The organism is Gabonia massiliensis, assembly GCF_001403595.1.
Classification (GTDB): Bacteria; Bacteroidota; Bacteroidia; order Bacteroidales; family Coprobacteraceae; genus Coprobacter; species Coprobacter secundus.
The window spans coordinates 1-17,973 of sequence record NZ_LN877940.1 but is presented as its reverse complement, the minus strand read 5'-3'; the positions used below and the strand labels follow the sequence as shown (position 1 = coordinate 17,973).

Annotated in this window: 33 protein-coding genes; 31 read left to right on the top strand and 2 right to left on the bottom strand. The window is 37.0% G+C overall.

All coding sequences use genetic code 11. From position 1 onward, the window contains the following. Positions 1 to 34: 34 nt before the first annotated feature. The 30 genes from rpsJ (at position 35) to rplQ (ending at position 14,833) form a co-directional block, all read left to right on the top strand. Positions 35 to 340, top strand: a complete 306-nt coding sequence (gene rpsJ, locus BN2628_RS10235) for a 30S ribosomal protein S10 (protein ID WP_021929244.1) — start codon at positions 35 to 37, stop codon at positions 338 to 340. A gap of 19 nt (positions 341 to 359) precedes the next feature. Further along, on the top strand, positions 360 to 977 hold the full coding sequence (gene rplC, locus BN2628_RS10230) for a 50S ribosomal protein L3 (protein ID WP_021929243.1): 618 nt from the start codon (positions 360 to 362) through the stop codon (positions 975 to 977). Then, entirely contained in the window at positions 977 to 1,597 is a 621-nt protein-coding gene (gene rplD / locus BN2628_RS10225) for a 50S ribosomal protein L4 (protein WP_044230415.1), read from the top strand. The genes rplC and rplD overlap by 1 nt, the downstream gene beginning before the upstream one ends. An 18-nt stretch (positions 1,598 to 1,615) precedes the next feature. Beyond that, complete coding sequence (rplW, locus tag BN2628_RS10220; protein ID WP_044230416.1) at positions 1,616 to 1,906, top strand: 50S ribosomal protein L23; 291 nt, start codon at positions 1,616 to 1,618, stop codon at positions 1,904 to 1,906. A gap of 7 nt (positions 1,907 to 1,913) precedes the next feature. Next, positions 1,914 to 2,738 (top strand): 50S ribosomal protein L2, encoded by an 825-nt coding sequence (gene rplB, locus BN2628_RS10215; RefSeq protein WP_021929240.1) that lies wholly within the window; start codon positions 1,914 to 1,916, stop codon positions 2,736 to 2,738. Between the two features lie 19 nt (positions 2,739 to 2,757). Then, positions 2,758 to 3,027 carry a 30S ribosomal protein S19 gene (gene rpsS / locus BN2628_RS10210; RefSeq protein ID WP_021929239.1) on the top strand — a complete coding sequence of 90 codons (270 nt, stop codon included), beginning with the start codon at positions 2,758 to 2,760 and terminating at the stop codon, positions 3,025 to 3,027. 48 nt (positions 3,028 to 3,075) lie between these two features. After that, on the top strand, positions 3,076 to 3,486 hold the full coding sequence (rplV, locus tag BN2628_RS10205) for a 50S ribosomal protein L22 (protein ID WP_021929238.1): 411 nt from the start codon (positions 3,076 to 3,078) through the stop codon (positions 3,484 to 3,486). A 5-nt stretch (positions 3,487 to 3,491) separates the two neighbouring features. Continuing rightward, entirely contained in the window at positions 3,492 to 4,217 is a 726-nt protein-coding gene (gene rpsC, locus BN2628_RS10200; protein ID WP_021929237.1) for a 30S ribosomal protein S3, read from the top strand. A 27-nt stretch (positions 4,218 to 4,244) separates the two neighbouring features. Beyond that, positions 4,245 to 4,676: a 50S ribosomal protein L16 gene (rplP, locus tag BN2628_RS10195; RefSeq protein WP_021929236.1), complete on the top strand. Its 432-nt coding sequence runs from the start codon at positions 4,245 to 4,247 to the stop codon at positions 4,674 to 4,676. Between the two features lie 7 nt (positions 4,677 to 4,683). Beyond that, positions 4,684 to 4,878 carry a 50S ribosomal protein L29 gene (rpmC, locus tag BN2628_RS10190; RefSeq protein WP_021929235.1) on the top strand — a complete coding sequence of 65 codons (195 nt, stop codon included), beginning with the start codon at positions 4,684 to 4,686 and terminating at the stop codon, positions 4,876 to 4,878. A 16-nt stretch (positions 4,879 to 4,894) separates the two neighbouring features. After that, positions 4,895 to 5,152: a 30S ribosomal protein S17 gene (gene rpsQ / locus BN2628_RS10185; protein ID WP_021929234.1), complete on the top strand. Its 258-nt coding sequence runs from the start codon at positions 4,895 to 4,897 to the stop codon at positions 5,150 to 5,152. Positions 5,153 to 5,154: 2 nt separating this feature from the next. Beyond that, a complete protein-coding gene (gene rplN / locus BN2628_RS10180) occupies positions 5,155 to 5,520 on the top strand; it encodes a 50S ribosomal protein L14 (protein ID WP_021929233.1) in 366 nt (121 codons plus the stop codon). A gap of 20 nt (positions 5,521 to 5,540) precedes the next feature. Beyond that, entirely contained in the window at positions 5,541 to 5,861 is a 321-nt protein-coding gene (gene rplX / locus BN2628_RS10175) for a 50S ribosomal protein L24 (protein WP_021929232.1), read from the top strand. Next, the gene (gene rplE, locus BN2628_RS10170) at positions 5,861 to 6,418 is read left to right on the top strand and encodes a 50S ribosomal protein L5 (RefSeq protein ID WP_021929231.1); all 558 of its coding nucleotides are present in this window, start codon (positions 5,861 to 5,863) and stop codon (positions 6,416 to 6,418) included. The genes rplX and rplE overlap by 1 nt, the downstream gene beginning before the upstream one ends. 3 nt (positions 6,419 to 6,421) lie before the next feature. Then, complete coding sequence (gene rpsN / locus BN2628_RS10165; RefSeq protein WP_021929230.1) at positions 6,422 to 6,691, top strand: 30S ribosomal protein S14; 270 nt, start codon at positions 6,422 to 6,424, stop codon at positions 6,689 to 6,691. Positions 6,692 to 6,750: 59 nt separating this feature from the next. Beyond that, positions 6,751 to 7,146, top strand: a complete 396-nt coding sequence (rpsH, locus tag BN2628_RS10160) for a 30S ribosomal protein S8 (protein WP_044230417.1) — start codon at positions 6,751 to 6,753, stop codon at positions 7,144 to 7,146. Positions 7,147 to 7,161: 15 nt separating this feature from the next. Beyond that, a complete protein-coding gene (gene rplF, locus BN2628_RS10155) occupies positions 7,162 to 7,716 on the top strand; it encodes a 50S ribosomal protein L6 (protein ID WP_044230418.1) in 555 nt (184 codons plus the stop codon). A gap of 21 nt (positions 7,717 to 7,737) precedes the next feature. Continuing rightward, the gene (gene rplR / locus BN2628_RS10150) at positions 7,738 to 8,076 is read left to right on the top strand and encodes a 50S ribosomal protein L18 (protein WP_044230420.1); all 339 of its coding nucleotides are present in this window, start codon (positions 7,738 to 7,740) and stop codon (positions 8,074 to 8,076) included. Positions 8,077 to 8,081: 5 nt separating this feature from the next. Then, positions 8,082 to 8,600 (top strand): 30S ribosomal protein S5, encoded by a 519-nt coding sequence (gene rpsE / locus BN2628_RS10145; RefSeq protein WP_021929226.1) that lies wholly within the window; start codon positions 8,082 to 8,084, stop codon positions 8,598 to 8,600. Positions 8,601 to 8,615: 15 nt separating this feature from the next. Next, entirely contained in the window at positions 8,616 to 8,792 is a 177-nt protein-coding gene (gene rpmD / locus BN2628_RS10140) for a 50S ribosomal protein L30 (protein ID WP_021929225.1), read from the top strand. 26 nt (positions 8,793 to 8,818) lie between these two features. Further along, positions 8,819 to 9,265 carry a 50S ribosomal protein L15 gene (rplO, locus tag BN2628_RS10135; RefSeq protein ID WP_044230422.1) on the top strand — a complete coding sequence of 149 codons (447 nt, stop codon included), beginning with the start codon at positions 8,819 to 8,821 and terminating at the stop codon, positions 9,263 to 9,265. A gap of 4 nt (positions 9,266 to 9,269) precedes the next feature. Beyond that, positions 9,270 to 10,601, top strand: a complete 1,332-nt coding sequence (gene secY / locus BN2628_RS10130; RefSeq protein ID WP_021929223.1) for a preprotein translocase subunit SecY — start codon at positions 9,270 to 9,272, stop codon at positions 10,599 to 10,601. Positions 10,602 to 10,622: 21 nt separating this feature from the next. Beyond that, positions 10,623 to 11,405, top strand: a complete 783-nt coding sequence (gene map / locus BN2628_RS10125) for a type I methionyl aminopeptidase (protein WP_044230424.1) — start codon at positions 10,623 to 10,625, stop codon at positions 11,403 to 11,405. 8 nt (positions 11,406 to 11,413) lie between these two features. Further along, on the top strand, positions 11,414 to 11,632 hold the full coding sequence (gene infA, locus BN2628_RS10120) for a translation initiation factor IF-1 (RefSeq protein WP_005634776.1): 219 nt from the start codon (positions 11,414 to 11,416) through the stop codon (positions 11,630 to 11,632). 11 nt (positions 11,633 to 11,643) lie between these two features. Next, on the top strand, positions 11,644 to 11,760 hold the full coding sequence (gene ykgO / locus BN2628_RS16840) for a type B 50S ribosomal protein L36 (RefSeq protein WP_009318522.1): 117 nt from the start codon (positions 11,644 to 11,646) through the stop codon (positions 11,758 to 11,760). A gap of 33 nt (positions 11,761 to 11,793) precedes the next feature. After that, complete coding sequence (rpsM, locus tag BN2628_RS10115; RefSeq protein ID WP_021929221.1) at positions 11,794 to 12,174, top strand: 30S ribosomal protein S13; 381 nt, start codon at positions 11,794 to 11,796, stop codon at positions 12,172 to 12,174. 9 nt (positions 12,175 to 12,183) lie between these two features. Next, positions 12,184 to 12,573 (top strand): 30S ribosomal protein S11, encoded by a 390-nt coding sequence (rpsK, locus tag BN2628_RS10110; protein WP_021929220.1) that lies wholly within the window; start codon positions 12,184 to 12,186, stop codon positions 12,571 to 12,573. 118 nt (positions 12,574 to 12,691) lie between these two features. Beyond that, on the top strand, positions 12,692 to 13,297 hold the full coding sequence (gene rpsD / locus BN2628_RS10105; RefSeq protein WP_044230426.1) for a 30S ribosomal protein S4: 606 nt from the start codon (positions 12,692 to 12,694) through the stop codon (positions 13,295 to 13,297). An 11-nt stretch (positions 13,298 to 13,308) separates the two neighbouring features. Next, positions 13,309 to 14,301, top strand: coding sequence for a DNA-directed RNA polymerase subunit alpha (locus BN2628_RS10100; protein WP_021929218.1), 993 nt, complete (start codon positions 13,309 to 13,311; stop codon positions 14,299 to 14,301). 4 nt (positions 14,302 to 14,305) lie between these two features. After that, positions 14,306 to 14,833, top strand: a complete 528-nt coding sequence (gene rplQ, locus BN2628_RS10095) for a 50S ribosomal protein L17 (protein WP_055097175.1) — start codon at positions 14,306 to 14,308, stop codon at positions 14,831 to 14,833. A gap of 68 nt (positions 14,834 to 14,901) precedes the next feature. On the opposite strand, the gene BN2628_RS10090 is transcribed toward rplQ, so the two are convergent. Continuing rightward, entirely contained in the window at positions 14,902 to 15,351 is a 450-nt protein-coding gene (locus BN2628_RS10090; protein WP_082430166.1) for a PepSY-like domain-containing protein, read from the bottom strand. A gap of 181 nt (positions 15,352 to 15,532) precedes the next feature. Between BN2628_RS10090 and eno the strand changes: the two genes are divergently transcribed. After that, complete coding sequence (gene eno, locus BN2628_RS10085) at positions 15,533 to 16,816, top strand: phosphopyruvate hydratase (RefSeq protein WP_055097171.1); 1,284 nt, start codon at positions 15,533 to 15,535, stop codon at positions 16,814 to 16,816. 119 nt (positions 16,817 to 16,935) lie between these two features. On the opposite strand, the gene BN2628_RS10080 is transcribed toward eno, so the two are convergent. Continuing rightward, entirely contained in the window at positions 16,936 to 17,778 is an 843-nt protein-coding gene (locus tag BN2628_RS10080) for an N-acetylmuramoyl-L-alanine amidase-like domain-containing protein (RefSeq protein ID WP_052431667.1), read from the bottom strand. Between the last annotated feature and the right edge of the window lie 195 nt (positions 17,779 to 17,973).

Genomic DNA, 17,973 nt, shown 5'->3' with positions numbered 1-17,973 from the left:
GTTTTTTAATATATCAAAATCAATAACAAAACTAATGAGTCAAAAAATTAGAATTAAATTAAAATCTTACGATCACAACTTGGTTGATAAATCAGCTGAAAAGATTGTAAAAACTGTGAAAGCAAGTGGTGCTGTAGTTAGTGGTCCTATACCTCTGCCTACACATAAGCGCATTTTCACTGTGAATCGTTCGACTTTTGTGAACAAAAAGTCGAGAGAGCAGTTTGAATTATCTTCGTACAAAAGATTAATTGATATCTACAGTTCTACAGCTAAGACCGTAGACGCTCTCATGAAATTAGAGTTGCCAAGTGGTGTGGAAGTAGAAATTAAAGTGTGATTTTTTAAATTAAAGAGAAATGCCAGGATTATTAGGAAAAAAAATCGGAATGACATCCGTTTTCAGTGCCGAGGGAAAAAATGTTCCATGCACTGTTATCGAAGTAGGTCCTTGTGTAGTTACTCAAGTAAAGACCATCGATAAAGATGGTTATGAAGCTGTGCAGGTAGGTTTCATGGATAAAAAAGAGAAACATACCAACAATCCAGAAATGGGACACTTCAAAAAAGCTGGAGTAACACCCAAGAGACACTTGGCCGAGTTCAAGGGTTTTGAAACAGAGTACAAATTAGGAGATGTTATCTCTGTAGATTTGTTTGAAGGTGCAGACTTCGTTGATGTAGTAGGTACTTCAAAAGGTAAAGGTTATCAAGGCGTTGTTAAACGCCATGGATTTGGTGGAGTAGGGCAGACTACTCACGGTCAGCATAACCGTTTGCGTGCTCCTGGTTCTATCGGTGCATGTTCTTATCCTGCACGTGTGTTTAAAGGAACTCGTATGGCTGGTCAAACAGGAAATGAGAGGGTAACTGTACAAAACCTCCAAGTGTTAAAGGTAATTCCTGAACATAACCTTTTATTAATTAAAGGGTCTGTACCAGGAAGTAAAGGTTCAATCGTAATAATTGAGAAATAATGGAACTGAGCGTATATAACATTAAAGGTGAGGATACAGGGAAAAAAGTTACGCTGAATGACTCTGTTTTCGGTATCGAAGCTAACGAACAAGCCATTTATTTGGATGTGAAGCAATATATGGCTAATAAGCGTCAGGGAACTCATAAATCGAAAGAAAGAAGTGAGATCTCAGGAAGTACACGCAAGTTAAAAAAGCAGAAAGGTACAGGAGGTGCTCGCAGCGGCGATATTAATTCACCGGTTATGATCGGTGGGGGTCGTGTTTTTGGTCCTAAACCTCGAGATTATAGTTTTAAATTGAATAAAAAAGTTAAGAGATTGGCTCGTAAATCTGCTTTATCTTTGAAAGCTCAAGAAAATGCGATTATCGTAGTTGAAGACTTTTCTTTTGAAGCTCCCAAAACTAAAGAGTATGCAGAGTTTGTAAAAAACTTGCAAGTTGCTGATAAAAAGTCTCTTTTAGTTTTAGCAGACCAAAATAAAAACGTATATTTGTCAGCTCGAAATTTAGAGAAGGCAAAAGTTGTAACAGTTTCAGAATTAAATACTTACAAACTACTTGATGCAAAAAGTCTTTTGTTAACAGAGAGTTCTGTAGCTGCTATTAATAATTTTTAATGTAAAGGAGGCTAAATAATGGCAATAATTATTAAACCGATTGTTACAGAAAAGATGACTGCAATGGCCGATAAGCTTAATCGCTATGGCTTTCGCGTTTGTCCGGATGCGAACAAGCTGCAAATAAAAAAAGCAGTAGAAGAATTATATAATGTAACAGTAGTTGACGTGAATACGATGAGCTATAAAGGCAAAAGAAAAAGCCGCTATACAAAAGCCGGTCTGATTGTAGGTAAAACTGCAGCATACAAAAAAGCCTTAGTTACATTAAAAAAAGGTGAAACGATTGATTTTTATAGCAATATCTAATTAAGAAATGGCAGTACGTAAATTAAAGCCCACAACACCGGGGCAGAGACACAAAATTATTGGTGCATTTGATAAAATCACTGCTAGTGCGCCAGAAAAGTCTCTTGTAGTTGGTAAAAGAAAATCGGGTGGTCGTAATAATGAAGGGCATTTGACAATGCGTTACATTGGTGGTGGCCACAAACGTAAATTTAGATTTATCGATTTCAAGAGAAACAAAGACGGTGTTCCAGCAACAGTAAAGTCAATCGAGTATGATCCTAACCGTTCATCTCGTATTGCGTTACTTTATTATGCTGATGGTGAAAAACGTTACATTATTGCACCCAACGGCCTTGAAGTTGGCGCAAAAGTATTGTCGGGAGAAAATGCTGCACCTGAAGTAGGAAATTCATTGCCTTTGCAGAATATACCTATTGGTACTGTGATCCACAATATTGAATTGCGTCCTGGACAGGGAGCCGCACTGGTTCGTTCAGCCGGAGTTTTCGCTCAGTTGACTTCGAGAGAAGGAAAGTATGCAATTATCAAATTACCTTCAGGTGAGACTAGAAAGATTCTTGCTACATGCAAAGCAACCATTGGTAGTGTAGGGAATTCTGATCATGCGTTGGAACGTTCAGGCAAAGCCGGTCGTTCTCGTTGGTTAGGTCGTCGTCCTCGCAACCGTGGTGTATCTATGAACCCTGTTGATCACCCAATGGGTGGTGGTGAAGGACGTTCTTCTGGAGGACATCCTAGATCGCGTAAGGGCTTGTACGCAAAAGGTCTTAAGACCAGAGCTCCGAAGAAGCATTCTTCAAAGTATATAATTGAAAGAAGAAAAAAGTAATCTGATTAATTAAGCAACTATGAGTCGTTCATTAAAAAAAGGCCCATATATCAGTGTGAAACTGGAAAAGAAAGTTTCGGCAATGGAAGAATCAGGCAAAAAGTCTGTTATTAAAACCTGGTCGAGAGCTTCTATGATATCTCCGGATTTCGTAGGTCATACTTTTGCCGTTCACAATGGTAATAAATTTATTCCCGTATATGTTACTGAGAACATGGTAGGTCACAAGTTGGGAGAGTTTGCTCCAACTCGTATTTTCCGTGGTCATGGTGGTAACAAAAAGAAATAAGGGCCTAATCGGGAGTTTGAAAATTTCGAATAAAAAACAGAATTAAAAATGGGTGCAAGAAAAAGAATATCAGCCGATAAAAGAAAAGAAGCCCTGAAAACCATGTATTTCGCTAAGTTGAATAATGTTCCGACTTCTCCCCGTAAAATGCGTTTGGTTGCAGATATGGTGAGAGGTATGGAAGTTTTCAAAGCTTTGGGAGTACTTAAGTTTTCATCAAAAGAGGCTTCGGCTAGACTGGAAAAATTATTGCGTTCGGCTATTGCCAATTGGGAGCAGAAAAACGAACGTAAAGCCGAAAGCGGAGAACTTTATATTTCAGCAATCTATGTTGATGCAGCTGCTATGTTGAAAAGACTTCGTCCGGCTCCTCAAGGAAGAGGTTACAGAATACGCAAGCGTTCAAATCATGTAACTTTGTTTGTTGACACAATGAGTAAAAACGATAACCAAAATTAAGCAGGATGGGACAGAAAGTAAATCCGATAAGTAACCGTTTGGGAATCATCCGTGGGTGGGATTCTAATTGGTATGGCGGCAAAAATTATGGCGATACTTTGGTAGAAGATACCAAAATTCGTAAATATCTGAATGCCCGTCTTGCAAAAGCAAGTGTTTCACGTATTGTCATCGAACGTACACTGAAACTGATTACTATTACTGTATGCACTGCGCGTCCAGGTATTATTATAGGTAAAGGTGGACAAGAGGTTGACAAGCTGAAAGAAGAGTTGAAAAAAATTACAGACAAAGATGTTCAAATCAATATTTATGAAGTAAAAAGACCTGAACTTGATGCTGTAATTGTAGCTAGTAATATCGCTCGACAGATTGAAGGCAAAATTGCATATCGCCGCGCTGTGAAAATGGCAATCGCATCGACGATGCGTATGGGTGCTGAAGGTATCAAGGTTCAGGTATCCGGCCGATTGAATGGTGCAGAAATGGCTCGTTCTGAAATGTATAAAGAAGGTCGTACTCCTTTACATACATTGCGTGCCGATATTGATTATGCTTTGGTTGAAGCTCTTACTAAAGTCGGTTTAATTGGCGTTAAAGTATGGATTTGCCGTGGTGAAATTTATGGCAAAAAAGATTTGGCACCTTCTTTTGTAAGCAACTCTAAAGAATCACGTGGCGGTAACGCTGGAAATGGAAGCAAAAAAGGCTTCAAAAAACAAAAAAAGTAATCGTTAAACGAATTGAATTAACAGAAAATGTTACAACCGAAGAAGACAAAATTCAGAAGACAACAGAAAGGGCGTATGAAAGGATACGCTCAGAGGGGTAATCAGTTAGCCTTCGGTTCTTTTGGTATAAAATGTATGCAAACAAAATGGATAACAGGACGTCAGATTGAAGCTGCACGTATTGCTGTTACCCGTTATATGCAACGTCAAGGTCAAATCTGGATTAGAATTTTTCCAGATAAACCTATTACCAAAAAACCAGCTGAGGTACGTATGGGTAAAGGTAAAGGTTCGCCTGAGGGTTTTGTGGCTCCTGTTACTCCTGGGAGAATTATTATTGAAGTCGAAGGAGTGCCTTTTGATGTCGCTAAAGAAGCATTGAGATTGGCAGCCCAGAAACTTCCGGTAACTACTAAGTTTGTCGTGAGACGCGACTACGATGCAACTCAAAATGTGTAAATAAGTTATGAAAAAGGCAGAAATAAAAGAGTTGTCTACTAAAGAATTGGTAGAGAGAATAGAAGCTGAGGGTGTTGCATTGAACCGTATGGAAATCAATCACAGTATCTCTCCGCTTGATAATCCTGCTCAGATTAAACACAGCCGCAGGATGATTGCGCGCATGAAGAGTGAGTTGCGCCAAAGAGAACTTAACAAATAATAACCAATTGAGCCTGATGGAAACAAGAAACTTAAGAAAAGAGAGAATCGGGGTGGTTACTAGTAACAAAATGGATAAGACCATTACTGTTGCGGTTAAATGGAAGGAAAAACACCCTATTTATGGTAAGTTCGTAAATAAAACGAAAAAATACCATGCTCACGATGAAAAAAACGAGTGCAACATTGGTGATACTGTAAAGTTGATGGAAACTCGCCCTTTGAGCAAAATGAAAAGATGGAGATTAGTTGAAATAATCGAAAGAGCTAAGTAATTATGATACAACAAGAGTCAAGACTTACAGTCGCTGATAACAGTGGTGCTAAAGAAGCACTTTGTATACGTGTTTTAGGTGGTACAGGAAGACGCTATGCATCGGTAGGTGATGTAATTGTTGTCGCTATTAAAAGTGTAATACCATCCAGTGACATTAAAAAAGGTGCCGTATCTAAAGCTGTTATCGTGCGTACTAAGAAGGAAATCCGTCGTCAGGATGGATCCTATATTCGTTTCGATGATAACGCGTGTGTATTGTTGAACGGGGCTGGGGAAATTAGAGGTAGCCGTATTTTCGGACCGGTGGCGAGAGAATTGCGTGCTACGAATATGAAAATAGTTTCATTAGCACCGGAAGTACTTTAATAGTATAAAAAAGAAAATTAATGAGTAAATTACACATTAAAAAAGGTGATACTGTATACGTTAATGCCGGTGAAGACAAAGGTAAAACTGGCCGGGTGTTGCGTGTCCTTGTTAAGGATAATCGTGCTGTCGTAGAAGGTATCAATATGGTGTCAAAGCACACCAAACCTAATGCCAAGAATCCTCAAGGAGGTATAGTGAAAATGGAAGCCCCGATTCACATTTCGAACTTAAATGTGCTCGATCCAAAGAGTAATAAACCTACTCGTATTGGTCGTAAAAGAAACGAAGCGGGAGTTTTAGTGCGTTATTCAAAAAAATCAGGAGAGGAGATTAAGTAATGAGCAATACTGCAAGTCTTAAAAACGATTATAAAGAAAGAATCGTTCCCGCTTTGATGAAAGAGTTTAAATATAGCTCGGTAATGCAGGTGCCGGTCCTGAAAAAGATTGTGATCAATCAGGGACTCGGTCAAGCTGTTGCTGATAAAAAAATTATAGAAACAGCTATTAATGAGTTAACTGCTATAACAGGGCAGAAAGCTGTTGCTACTCTTTCCAAGAAAGATATTTCGAACTTCAAGCTTCGTAAAAAAATGCCGATTGGAGTTATGGTAACTCTTCGTCGTGAAAGAATGTATGAATTCCTTGAGCGTCTTGTACGTGTGGCTTTACCTCGTATTCGTGACTTTAAGGGTATCGAAGGAAAGCTTGATGGAAGAGGTAATTATACACTCGGTGTTCAAGAACAAATTATTTTCCCTGAAATAAATATTGATAGTATTACTAAAATTTTGGGAATGAATATTACCTTTGTAACATCTGCTGAGACAGATGAAGAAGGGTATGCCTTATTAAAGGAATTTGGTTTACCTTTTAAAAATGCAAAAAAGAACTAAGATATGGCAAAAGAATCAATGAAAGCCCGCGAAGTGAAACGCGCTAAATTAGTTGCTAAATATGCTGCCAAGAGAGCTCAATATCTGGCAGAAGGTAACTATGTAGCTCTTCAGTCGCTGCCTAAAAATGCTTCTCCTGTACGTTTGCACAATCGTTGTAAATTGACAGGACGTCCGAAGGGGTATATCCGCCAATTCGGAATTTCTCGTATTCAATTTCGAGAAATGGCATCGGCAGGCTTAATACCGGGTGTAAAAAAAGCAAGCTGGTAAATTATTTTTAGTGTTAAATATTGTCCGGAAGGCCGGATCAATTTAAACAAATTATTTTTATGACAGATCCAATAGCAGATTATCTTACAAGATTGAGAAATGCAATTAAAGCTCAACATAGAGTAGTTGAAGTGCCTGCCTCAAACTTGAAAAAAGAAATCACGAAAATCCTTTTTGACAAAGGTTACATTCTTAATTATAAGTTTGTAGAAGATGGTCCTCGTGGCACAATAAAAATTGCCTTGAAGTATGACCCCGTTAATAAAGTAAACGCAATCAAGAAACTTATTCGGGTTTCTACTCCGGGTTTACGTCAGTACACTGGTTATAAAGATATGCCCCGCGTTTTGAACGGCTTGGGTATTGCTATTCTTTCTACCTCTAAAGGTGTTATGACTAACAAAGAAGCCCGTGAACTGATGATTGGTGGTGAAGTATTATGTTATATCTACTAAAAAGGAGGTTTAATTATGTCAAGAATAGGAAAATTGCCCATAAATATACCTGCAGGTGTAACAGTTACGGTTAACGGAGACGAAGTTAAAGTTAAAGGACCTAAAGGAGAAATGTCTCAGATAGTTACTGGAGGCATTAAAGTGGAAATTGTTGACGGACATGTTGTCGTTAGCAGACCCAGTGATGATAAAGAACACCGTGCATTACATGGTTTATATCGTTCTTTGATTAACAATATGGTAATAGGAGTTTCTGAAGGATATAAAAAAGAGTTGGAACTCGTGGGAGTCGGGTATCGTGCTGCCAATAATGGACAGGTACTTGACCTATCTCTAGGTTATTCTCATAATATATATTTGAAATTGCCGAAAGAAATCAAATTGGAAACTAAATCTGAAAGAAATAAAAACCCGTTAATCATTCTCGAATCATGCGATAAGCAACTGATAGGGCAAGTTTGTTCAAAAATTCGCTCTTTCCGTAAGCCTGAACCTTATAAAGGAAAAGGTATTAAGTTCGTTGGTGAGATTATTCGTCGTAAATCGGGAAAATCAGCAGGTGCTAAATAATTCACGTAAATAGGTATAATCATGATAACGAAAATAGAAAGAAGATTAAAGATTAAAACCCGCATACGTGGTAAGGTTTCAGGTTCTGCTGAACGTCCCCGTATGACCGTTTTCAGAAGCAATAAAGAGATATATGTGCAGTTAATTGATGATTTAGCTGGAAAAACTCTTGCTACAGCTTCTTCTAAAGGCTTTGAAGGTACAAAGAAAGAACAAGCTGCCCAAGTTGGGGAACTCATTGCTAAAAAAGCACAAGAAGCAGGTATTACAGCTGTTGTATTTGATCGTAATGGTTACTTATATCATGGTCGAGTTAAAGAATTAGCTGATGCCGCACGTAACGGTGGACTTAAATTATAAAGAACATGGCAGGAAAAAGTAATAGAGTAAAATCGACCAACGATTTAGAATTGAAAGATAGATTAGTTGCTATTAATCGTGTAACGAAAGTAACGAAGGGAGGACGTACTTTTAGTTTCTCTGCTATCGTTGTAGTTGGTAATGAAGACGGCATTGTAGGTTGGGGATTAGGTAAAGCTAGCGAGGTAACAACTGCAATTGCTAAAGGTGTAGAAGCTGCTAAGAAAAACTTAATTCAAGTTCCAGTTCGTAAAGGAACAATCCCCCACGAGCAACTTGCTAAATTTGGTGGGGCATTAGTATATATCAAACCGGCTTCTCATGGTACCGGAGTGAAAGCGGGTGGTGCTATGCGTGCTGTACTTGAGAGTGTTGGAGTAACTGATGTACTTGCAAAATCTAAAGGTTCATCTAATCCTCATAATCTGGTAAAAGCAACTATGGCTGCTTTAAGTGAATTGAGAGATGCTTATACCGTAGCACAAAATCGTGGTGTAGCATTGGAAAAAGTATTTAAAGGTTAATGAAAGGCTGGATATATGGAAACAATTAAGATCAAACAAGTAAGAAGTAGAATTAAGTGTCCTGCTGTTCAGAAAAGAACCCTAGATGCTCTTGGTCTGAGGAAAATGAATCAGATTGTTGAGCATACTGCTACTCCTCAAATTTTGGGAATGGTAGAAAAGGTGAAACATTTAGTTGTAGTAGTAGAGTAATTCATTGATTGAAAAAAAGTAGTAATATGGATTTGAGTAATTTAAAACCTGTAGCAGGTTCTACCAAGACAAGAAAAAGAATCGGACGGGGTCCGGGTTCTGGTTTAGGGGGAACATCTACAAGAGGTCATAAAGGGGCCAAATCAAGATCGGGATATTCAAAGAAAATCGGTTTTGAAGGTGGACAAATGCCTTTGCAGCGTCGTGTCCCGAAATTTGGTTTTAAGAATATTAACCGTGTAGAATATAAAGCAATCAATATAGAGACTATTCAAGCTTTGGCTACTGCTAAAAACCTTGAAAAGGTAGGTATTGAAAACTTGATTGAGGCTGGTTTTATTTCTAGTACTCAGTTGGTGAAAATTCTTGGTAAAGGTGCAATTTCGTCTAAATTAGAGGTATCTGCTCATGCTTTCTCTAAGACAGCCGAAACTGCTATTGTTGCCGCAGGTGGAACCGTAGTTAAACTCTAACCCCATGAGAGCAATAGAAACTATAAAAAACATATGGAAGATTGAGGATCTGAGAAATCGGATTCTCACTACCATTCTTTTTGTGATGGTGTACCGAGCAGGAAGTTATGTTGTACTTCCGGGTATTGATCCGCAGTTTTTAACCCAATTGCAAAACCAGACTCGTGGTGGTTTGATGCAGTTATTGGATATGTTTTCAGGAGGTGCATTCTCTAATGCTTCTATTTTTGCATTAGGTATTATGCCTTATATCTCCGCTTCGATTGTTATCCAGTTATTAGGTATGGCTCTTCCACATTTTCAGAAGCTTCAGCGTGAAGGAGAGAGTGGACGACGCAAACTTAATCAGTATACTCGTTATCTTACTGTCGCTATTCTGTTGATTCAAGGTCCTTCTTATCTGGTTAATCTAAGAGTTCAGATGCAAGGAGCTTTCCCGGCAGATTTTATGTTTATAGTTTCTTCTACAATAATACTTGCCGCTGGCAGTATGTTTATTATGTGGTTGGGTGAACGCATCACCGACAGAGGTATCGGTAACGGTATTTCGTTTATTATCTTGGTAGGTATCATTGCTCGTCTTCCGCAAGCTTTTGTGCAAGAATTTATTATGCGCACAGCTACGACATCTGGAGGTTTGGTTATGTTCCTTGCTGAGATTGTTTTCTTATTATTTGTGATTTCAGCTTCTATTTTGTTAGTGCAAGGTACTCGTAAGGTGCCTGTGCAGTATGCAAAACGTGTAGTTGGAAATAAACAGTATGGTGGAGCAAGACAGTATATACCTTTGAAAGTTAATACTGCTGGAGTAATGCCTATTATCTTTGCCCAAGCTATTATGTTTATTCCTATTACTTTGGTAGGTTTTTCTACAGATAATGCAACGAGTGCATTTATGCGTTCGTTTATGACCAATACTGGATTCTGGTATAATTTTGTCTTTGCATTTTTGATTATTGTATTTACCTATTTTTATACTGCAATTACAGTACAACCTACACAAATGGCAGAAGATATGAAACGTAATAACGGTTTCATTCCGGGAATAAAGCCAGGAAAACAAACTGCATCGTATCTCGATTCTATTATGTCGCGCATTACTTTGCCAGGTTCAATTTTCCTTGCTATTGTCGCAATTATGCCTGCTTTTGCACAAATTGCCGGAATTAGCGCTGAATTTTCACAATTTTTTGGAGGTACATCTTTGCTCATTCTTGTGGGTGTCGTTCTCGATACATTACAGCAGATTGAAAGCCATTTGATGATGCGCCATTACGACGGTCTTCTTAAATCTGGAAAGATTAAAGGGCGTACTGGTTCGATCGCCGCATATTGATATATTGAAGATTTATAGATAATGATTTATCTTAAGACAGATGACGAAATAGAGTTGATGCGTGAAAGTAATCTCTTAGTGGGAATGACACTTGGTGAAATTGCCAAATGGATAATTCCGGGGATTACAACGCTGAAGCTTGATAAAATAGCCGAAGAATTTATTAGGGATCATAATGCAATTCCTGGTTTTCTTGGTTATGGAGGATTTCCCAATTCTTTATGTATTTCTGTCAATGAGCAAGTGGTGCACGGTATACCTTCAAATTACGAACTTAGAGAAGGAGATGTAGTTTCGGTAGACTGCGGTGTTATAAAGAATGGTTTCAATGGAGATTCTGCTTATACGTTTTGTGTAGGAGATGTTACTGATGAAGTTCGTCGCTTGTTGAAGACAACAAAAGAATCACTCTATCTCGGAATAGAGCAAGCTGTTGAAGGAAGACGTATTGGAGATATCAGCCATGCAATACAAATATATTGTGAGCATAAAGGATATAGTGTTGTTCGAGAGCTTTGTGGGCATGGTATTGGCAAAAGGCTTCATGAGGATCCAGAGGTTCCTAATTATGGACGTCGTGGATGCGGTCCTCTTTTAAAAAAAGGAATGTGTATTGCGATAGAGCCAATGATAAATTTGGGATCACGCAATATTATTATTGAACGGGACGGGTGGACAACCCGTACTCGTGATCGTAAGCCGTCGGCACATTTTGAGCATACGGTTGCTATTCGTGAGGAAAAAGCCGATATTTTGTCTTCATTCCAGTTTGTAGAAGAAGTTTTAGGAGGTAAATCAATTTAATATTTTATATGGCAAAACAATCAGCAATAGAACAAGATGGTGTAATAGTAGAGGCATTATCAAATGCCATGTTCAGAGTAGAATTAGAAAATGGACATGAGATTACTGCTCATATTTCAGGTAAAATGAGAATGCATTATATTAAGATTCTCCCTGGTGACAAAGTAAGAGTAGAAATGTCCCCCTATGATTTATCCAAAGGAAGAATTGCTTTTAGATATAAATAATACAAAAAGATATGAAAGTAAGAGCATCATTAAAAAAGCGTACGCCCGATTGCAAAATCGTTAGAAGAAATGGCCGCTTGTATATTATTAACAAGAAAAATCCTAAGTATAAACAACGTCAAGGATAATTTATTATTTTTGTAAAATAATTTTTCTATTATATGGCTATAAGAATAGTTGGAGTAGACTTGCCGCAAAATAAAAGAGGCGAAATCGCATTGACCTATATCTATGGAATAGGTCGGAGTGCATCAAATACCATTTTGGAAAAAGCCGGTATTGATAAAGATATTAAAGTAAAAGACTGGACCGATGAACAAGCCGCAAAAGTGCGAGAGATTATTGGTGCAGAATACAAAGTAGAAGGTGACCTTCGTTCAGAAGTGCAGCTTAACATTAAGCGCCTTATGGATATTGGCTGTTACCGTGGTATCCGTCATCGTAACGGTCTGCCTGTGAGAGGTCAGAGTACAAAAAATAACGCCCGTACACGTAAGGGTAGAAAGAAAACAGTTGCTAACAAGAAAAAAGCTACTAAATAATAATTAAGTATGGCAAAAAAGACAGTCGCAGCAAAGAAGAGAAATGTTAAGGTTGATGCTATTGGCCAAATGCATGTCCATTCTTCGTTCAACAACATTATTGTATCGCTTGCCAATAGTGAAGGTCAGGTTATTTCTTGGTCTTCTGCTGGTAAGATGGGATTTAGAGGTTCAAAGAAAAATACTCCGTATGCTGCTCAGATGGCCGCTCAGGATTGTGCTAAAGTAGCCTATGACCTCGGATTGAGAAAAGTAAAAGCTTATGTGAAGGGACCGGGTAATGGTCGTGAGTCGGCGATTAGAACCGTTCATGGTGCCGGTATTGAGGTAACTGAAATTATAGATGTTACTCCACTTCCACATAATGGATGTCGTCCCCCTAAAAGAAGAAGAGTTTAATTTTTCTTTTGAAACTGGTGAATCTAGAATTGTGAATAGATTGCAATTTCTCTCCTCTCTGCAATCGCGGCTGCACTATTCCGGGTTCCATAATTTATAAATTTAAAAAAATTTAGAAATGGCAAGATATACCGGACCTAAAACAAAAATCGCTCGTAAATTCGGTGAGGCTATTTTCGGTGCTGATAAGGTTCTATCGAAAAAAAATTACCCTCCTGGACAACATGGAGCAAATAAGAGAAGAAAAACTTCTGAATATGGTATTCAGCTTCGTGAGAAGCAAAAAGCAAAATATACTTACGGAGTATTGGAAAAACAATTCCGTAATTTATTTGAGAAAGCATCTCGTACCAAAGGTATCAAGGGTGAAGTATTGCTTCAGCTCCTTGAGGCACGTTTGGACAATGTGGTTTTCCGTATGGGAATCGCTCCTACAAGAGCTGCTGCCCGTCAATTGGTTTCACACAAGCACATTGTTGTCGATGGTAAAGTTGTGAATATTCCTTCTTATTCGGTAAAACCGGGTCAGATTATTGGAGTTCGTGAGAAAGCAAAATCTCTTGAAGTAATTGCTGATGCACTTTCTGGTTTCAATCATAGTAAATATCCTTGGATTGAATGGGATCAGAACTCGTTGAGTGGTAAGTTTTTACATTTGCCAGAAAGAGCAGACATTCCTGAAAACATCAAAGAACAGTTGATCGTAGAATTGTATTCTAAATAATAATTGATTCCATGGCGATATTAGCATTTCAAAAACCCGATAAAGTATTAATGTTGGAGGCGGACGCATTCTTCGGTAAATTTGAATTCCGTCCGTTGGAGCCCGGTTATGGTGTTACTGTTGGTAATGCTTTACGCCGTATTCTCCTTTCTTCGCTTGAAGGCTTTGCTATCACATCGATTCGGATCGATGGTGTTGAACATGAGTTTTCAACAGTCCCTGGTGTTATCGAGGATGTGACAAATATGATTCTGAATTTGAAAAAAGTTCGTTTCAAACAAATTGTTGAAGAAATCGAGAATGAGAAAGTAACGATTACTGTTTCGGGTTCGGAAGTGTTCAAGGCTGGAGACATTGGCAAATATTTAACTGGATTTGAAGTATTAAATCCGGATCAAGTTATTTGTCACATGGATTCAAGTGCAAGTTTTCAGATAGATATTACAATTAACAAAGGTCGTGGTTATATTCCGGCAGATGAGAATCGGAATCCGAACGATGAAGTGAATGTAATTCCTATCGACTCAATCTTCACTCCGATTCGGAATGTGAAATATGCTGTTGAAAACTTCCGCGTAGAACAAAAAACGGACTACGAGAAACTGGTATTAGAAATTACGACCGATGGATCAATCCATCCGAAGGATGCATTAAAAGAGGCTGCTAAAATCCTTATTTATCACTTTATGTTGTTTTCTGACGAAAAAATTACCTTGGAAACAACAGATGTTGATGGTAACGAAGAATTTGATGAAGAAGTATTGCATATGCGTCAGTTACTTAAGACTAAACTTGTTGATATGGATTTATCAGTTCGGGCTCTTAATTGCCTAAAGTCGGCTGATGTAGAGACATTGGGAGAGTTGGTTGTCTTCAATAAGACAGATCTTTTGAAGTTTAGAAATTTTGGTAAAAAGTCTTTGACTGAATTAGATGAACTCTTGGCCAATTTGAATCTTTCATTCGGAATGGATATCTCGAAGTATAAATTAGATAAAGAGTAAAAAGATGAGACATAATAAAAAATTTAATCATTTAGGTCGTACTAAATCTCATAGAGACGCTATGTTATCAAACATGGCCAGTTCTTTGATTCTTCACAAAAGAATTTTCACGACACTGGCAAAAGCGAAAGCGTTGAGAATGTACGCTGAACCCCTTATCAATAAAGCAAAACAAGATACAACTGCTTCGAGAAGAACAGTATTTAGTTATTTACAGAATAAAGAGGCTGTTACTGAACTTTTCAAAGAAGTTGCTACAAAAATAGCAGATCGACCAGGTGGGTATACTCGCATATTGAAGACGGGTAATCGTTTGGGTGATAATGCTAAAATGTGTTTTATTGAGCTCGTTGATTATAACGAAAATATGTTGAAGGAAAAGGCTACTAAGAAAACAACAAGAACACGTCGTTCAAAGAAAAAAGAGACTGCTCCTGTTGTTGAAGCTGCAACTGCGGTTGAAGAGACTCCTGCTACTCCGGAGGCCCCTACTGCCGAAGCTTCTGCTGTGGAAAAAAATAGTGCTGAATAAAAATACAGAAAATACATATATAAAAAGCCTGACTTATGAGCAAGTCAGGCTTTTTATATATGTATTTTCTAATCGTCATACCCAATAAAAGTATATGACTTATTAAATCTGATTTCTATATCATTTGATAACTGTATCTCGATATATCGTTTTTCTTTTTCTATTTTGATTATTTTTTTGTTTGGATGGTTGTTTTGTACAAAGTTATTTATTGTTTGGGGTATAATTTCATTTGGAACTTCTGATGCTATACATTCTATATTTTTCCATTCTCCGTTTTTATAAAACTCAATTCTGTCTCCACTATTAAAAAGTACGTTGTACCTTTTTTCCCTTCCATCTTTTTCATACTTAACTTGCAGAATATTGTTATTGGAAAAGTATTTTTGAATAAATTCTTGTGCAGGTTCAGGTAATCTTTCTGTAGATATTATTTCTTCTTTATCACAGGCAATTAGCATTACTAGAATAGTAAAGCAAAATAATTTTGTAGCAGATTGTTTGCATTTAGTTATCATATACCAATTGAATTTTTTGTTAAAAATGATTTAATGAATTAGTACAAATTTATAACTCAAATTTGTAAAGAATCTGGAATTTATTTGAAGAGATAAACAATTTTGATAGAGTATTTATAAAATAAACAAAATATATAGTTTAAGTGTTTATATAAATTAGGAAAATATTTAAACTGTAATTATGAAAATAAAAAAAATTGTAGCGAGAGAAATTTTGGATTCAAGAGGTAATCCAACTGTAGAAGTGGATGTCTATTTAGAGTCTGGAGTTATAGGGCGGGCAGCTGTTCCCTCTGGTGCATCTACAGGATCGCATGAAGCATTAGAGCTCCGAGATGTTTTAAGCCCTCGATATGGTGGTAAAGGGGTAACTAAAGCGGTAGAGAATGTAAATAAAAAGATTGCCCCACATTTGATAGGTAGGTCATGCTTAAATCAAATGGAGATAGATAGAGAATTAATCTTGTTGGACGGTACTCCAACAAAATCAAATTTAGGTGCAAATGCTATTTTAGGGGTATCTTTAGCTGTGGCTAAGGCTGCTGCTGCATACTTGAATATTCCGTTATATCGGTATGTTGGGGGTACAAATACTTATGTGTTACCGGTTCCCATGATGAATATTATAAATGGTGGATCTCATTCCGATGCACCGATAGCTTTTCAAGAATTTATGGTACGTCCAATTGGAGCACCGAGCTTCAAAGAAGGACTGCGAATGGGAGCCGAAGTTTTTCATACATTGAAGAAGGTTTTGCATACACGAAATTTAAGTACTGCTGTTGGTGATGAAGGTGGTTTTGCTCCTTCTTTAAGTGGAATTGAAGATGCTTTAGACTCAATTATGACAGCAATAGAAAAAGCTGGGTATCAGCCTGGGAAAGATCTTTCAATTGCTTTAGATTGTGCAGCATCGGAATTTTATCATGATGGAATATATGATTATACTATGTTCGAAGGAGATAAAGGTGTTAAACGGTCTTCAAAAGAACAAATTGATTATTTGAAAACGTTAATTGATAAATATCCGATAGACTCTATTGAGGATGGTATGAGCGAAGATGATTGGAATGGGTGGAAATTATTGACGGAATTAATAGGCAAAAAATGTCAGTTAGTAGGTGATGATTTGTTTGTAACCAATGTTGAATACTTAGAGAAAGGAATTCATACGAGTTGTGGAAATTCGATTTTAATTAAAGTTAACCAGATAGGAACGTTAACTGAAACACTGAGAGCTGTTGAGATGGCACAACGAAATAGTTATACTGCAGTAATTTCTCATCGTTCAGGGGAAACAGAAGATACGACTATAGCTGATATTGCAGTTGCGACGAATGCTGGACAAATAAAAACAGGCTCGTTAAGCCGTTCAGATCGTATGGCTAAATATAATCAATTACTACGTATTGAAGAAGAGTTAGGAAAAGATGCAGTTTATGGTTATAAAAAAATAAGAATGTGATATTTGCTAATCATGTTAAGGATCTGATACGCCCCTAAATGAGAAATTCATCCTTATCCAGAATACATGCGATAGGGATGAATTTGTTAAGTTAGGATTTATTAAAAAATCTGTCCTTTTTATAAAGGGCGTATTATGCGTATTCCAGTTTGATTCTTGAACTTAGACAATTGTTTTGATAAAGGAACATCTTCTGTTATGACTTTACGTGCATTCAATGATGCATGTATAAGATATATGTGTCCATTTATATTTTGTGCTATTCCGACATGGGTAATATCTAATCCGGGACGATCTGTAGTTATTGCGATAATATCTCCACTTTTTATCCAAGATAAATCTATATTTTCTAATTTGTTTTTAGGAATGTAATAAATGCTGTCCATTGCTATGCTATTTTCATATCTTTTGATTTCTTCGATGGCTTTTAGATTATCTTTCAGAGCATTATATCTTTCCGGGTGTTTTGACATAAAGTATAAATGTAAAGGAACTCTGTCTATTGAATATTCTTGAGTTATCTCTTTAACTATGTTTTTTTGAATATTATTTAGTATCCAATCACTAAAATAATGTAATCGAGAAGTATATCCATTGATAACACCATTACGGTACCTTATGTATTGTAATGTTTGAGCGAAGTCTTTTGTAGATTTTTGATTTTTTTGCTTGGTGGTGGCTAGGGCTAAAACTGTTTCAACAAAAGTTGTACAATCAAAAGCATGTAAGTTGATGATTAGATTTTCATTTAGACAAGTATCTAATGTACCACCAGCATATGGGGTTCCTTGTAGTTTTTTTGCATAAAAGAAAACATAATCATTTCTTGTTTTCGCATGAATATTTTCATTTAATAAGTTTTCGATGTATATACTGTCTTCAGGTGTGCATAGTTTTTGGGCCCTCATATTGTTTGACAATATGAAAGAAAAAGTAATTACAAAGACCAAAGTTTGTTTCATATTTATATTATTTTCTTTGATAAGCAAAAATACAAAATATGAAATGAGAATGCTACTTTATTGAAAGTATAATTGGAACCGGATTTTTTTTATGATGTAACCAGCATAAACAGAGTGATATAAGGAAAAAGTTAAAAAAAAGTAGCAAAAAAGTTTGGGATTGAAGAATAAAAAGGATTATCTTTGCACCGCTTT

Bases quoted from the DNA above. Each gene is read 5' to 3' on its own strand.
- BN2628_RS10100 (WP_021929218.1), top strand. From the start codon at position 13,309: ATGGCGATATTAGCATTTCAAAAACCCGATAAAGTATTAATGTTGGAG.
- rpsC (WP_021929237.1), top strand. From the start codon at position 3,492: ATGGGACAGAAAGTAAATCCGATAAGTAACCGTTTGGGAATCATCCGT.
- rplW (WP_044230416.1), top strand. From the start codon at position 1,616: ATGGCAATAATTATTAAACCGATTGTTACAGAAAAGATGACTGCAATG.
- rplE (WP_021929231.1), top strand. From the start codon at position 5,861: ATGAGCAATACTGCAAGTCTTAAAAACGATTATAAAGAAAGAATCGTT.
- rpsH (WP_044230417.1), top strand. From the start codon at position 6,751: ATGACAGATCCAATAGCAGATTATCTTACAAGATTGAGAAATGCAATT.
- map (WP_044230424.1), top strand. From the start codon at position 10,623: ATGATTTATCTTAAGACAGATGACGAAATAGAGTTGATGCGTGAAAGT.
- rplD (WP_044230415.1), top strand. From the start codon at position 977: ATGGAACTGAGCGTATATAACATTAAAGGTGAGGATACAGGGAAAAAA.
- secY (WP_021929223.1), top strand. From the start codon at position 9,270: ATGAGAGCAATAGAAACTATAAAAAACATATGGAAGATTGAGGATCTG.
- rplB (WP_021929240.1), top strand. From the start codon at position 1,914: ATGGCAGTACGTAAATTAAAGCCCACAACACCGGGGCAGAGACACAAA.
- rpsE (WP_021929226.1), top strand. From the start codon at position 8,082: ATGGCAGGAAAAAGTAATAGAGTAAAATCGACCAACGATTTAGAATTG.
- rplX (WP_021929232.1), top strand. From the start codon at position 5,541: ATGAGTAAATTACACATTAAAAAAGGTGATACTGTATACGTTAATGCC.
- rplV (WP_021929238.1), top strand. From the start codon at position 3,076: ATGGGTGCAAGAAAAAGAATATCAGCCGATAAAAGAAAAGAAGCCCTG.
- rpsD (WP_044230426.1), top strand. From the start codon at position 12,692: ATGGCAAGATATACCGGACCTAAAACAAAAATCGCTCGTAAATTCGGT.
- rplR (WP_044230420.1), top strand. From the start codon at position 7,738: ATGATAACGAAAATAGAAAGAAGATTAAAGATTAAAACCCGCATACGT.
- rplQ (WP_055097175.1), top strand. From the start codon at position 14,306: ATGAGACATAATAAAAAATTTAATCATTTAGGTCGTACTAAATCTCAT.
- rpsM (WP_021929221.1), top strand. From the start codon at position 11,794: ATGGCTATAAGAATAGTTGGAGTAGACTTGCCGCAAAATAAAAGAGGC.
- rpsS (WP_021929239.1), top strand. From the start codon at position 2,758: ATGAGTCGTTCATTAAAAAAAGGCCCATATATCAGTGTGAAACTGGAA.
- rpsN (WP_021929230.1), top strand. From the start codon at position 6,422: ATGGCAAAAGAATCAATGAAAGCCCGCGAAGTGAAACGCGCTAAATTA.
- eno (WP_055097171.1), top strand. From the start codon at position 15,533: ATGAAAATAAAAAAAATTGTAGCGAGAGAAATTTTGGATTCAAGAGGT.
- rpmD (WP_021929225.1), top strand. From the start codon at position 8,616: ATGGAAACAATTAAGATCAAACAAGTAAGAAGTAGAATTAAGTGTCCT.
- BN2628_RS10090 (WP_082430166.1), bottom strand. From the start codon at position 15,351: ATGATAACTAAATGCAAACAATCTGCTACAAAATTATTTTGCTTTACT.
- rplP (WP_021929236.1), top strand. From the start codon at position 4,245: ATGTTACAACCGAAGAAGACAAAATTCAGAAGACAACAGAAAGGGCGT.
- rpsJ (WP_021929244.1), top strand. From the start codon at position 35: ATGAGTCAAAAAATTAGAATTAAATTAAAATCTTACGATCACAACTTG.
- rpsK (WP_021929220.1), top strand. From the start codon at position 12,184: ATGGCAAAAAAGACAGTCGCAGCAAAGAAGAGAAATGTTAAGGTTGAT.
- rpmC (WP_021929235.1), top strand. From the start codon at position 4,684: ATGAAAAAGGCAGAAATAAAAGAGTTGTCTACTAAAGAATTGGTAGAG.
- rplF (WP_044230418.1), top strand. From the start codon at position 7,162: ATGTCAAGAATAGGAAAATTGCCCATAAATATACCTGCAGGTGTAACA.
- rplN (WP_021929233.1), top strand. From the start codon at position 5,155: ATGATACAACAAGAGTCAAGACTTACAGTCGCTGATAACAGTGGTGCT.
- rplC (WP_021929243.1), top strand. From the start codon at position 360: ATGCCAGGATTATTAGGAAAAAAAATCGGAATGACATCCGTTTTCAGT.
- rplO (WP_044230422.1), top strand. From the start codon at position 8,819: ATGGATTTGAGTAATTTAAAACCTGTAGCAGGTTCTACCAAGACAAGA.
- rpsQ (WP_021929234.1), top strand. From the start codon at position 4,895: ATGGAAACAAGAAACTTAAGAAAAGAGAGAATCGGGGTGGTTACTAGT.
- BN2628_RS10080 (WP_052431667.1), bottom strand. From the start codon at position 17,778: ATGAAACAAACTTTGGTCTTTGTAATTACTTTTTCTTTCATATTGTCA.
- infA (WP_005634776.1), top strand. From the start codon at position 11,414: ATGGCAAAACAATCAGCAATAGAACAAGATGGTGTAATAGTAGAGGCA.
- ykgO (WP_009318522.1), top strand. From the start codon at position 11,644: ATGAAAGTAAGAGCATCATTAAAAAAGCGTACGCCCGATTGCAAAATC.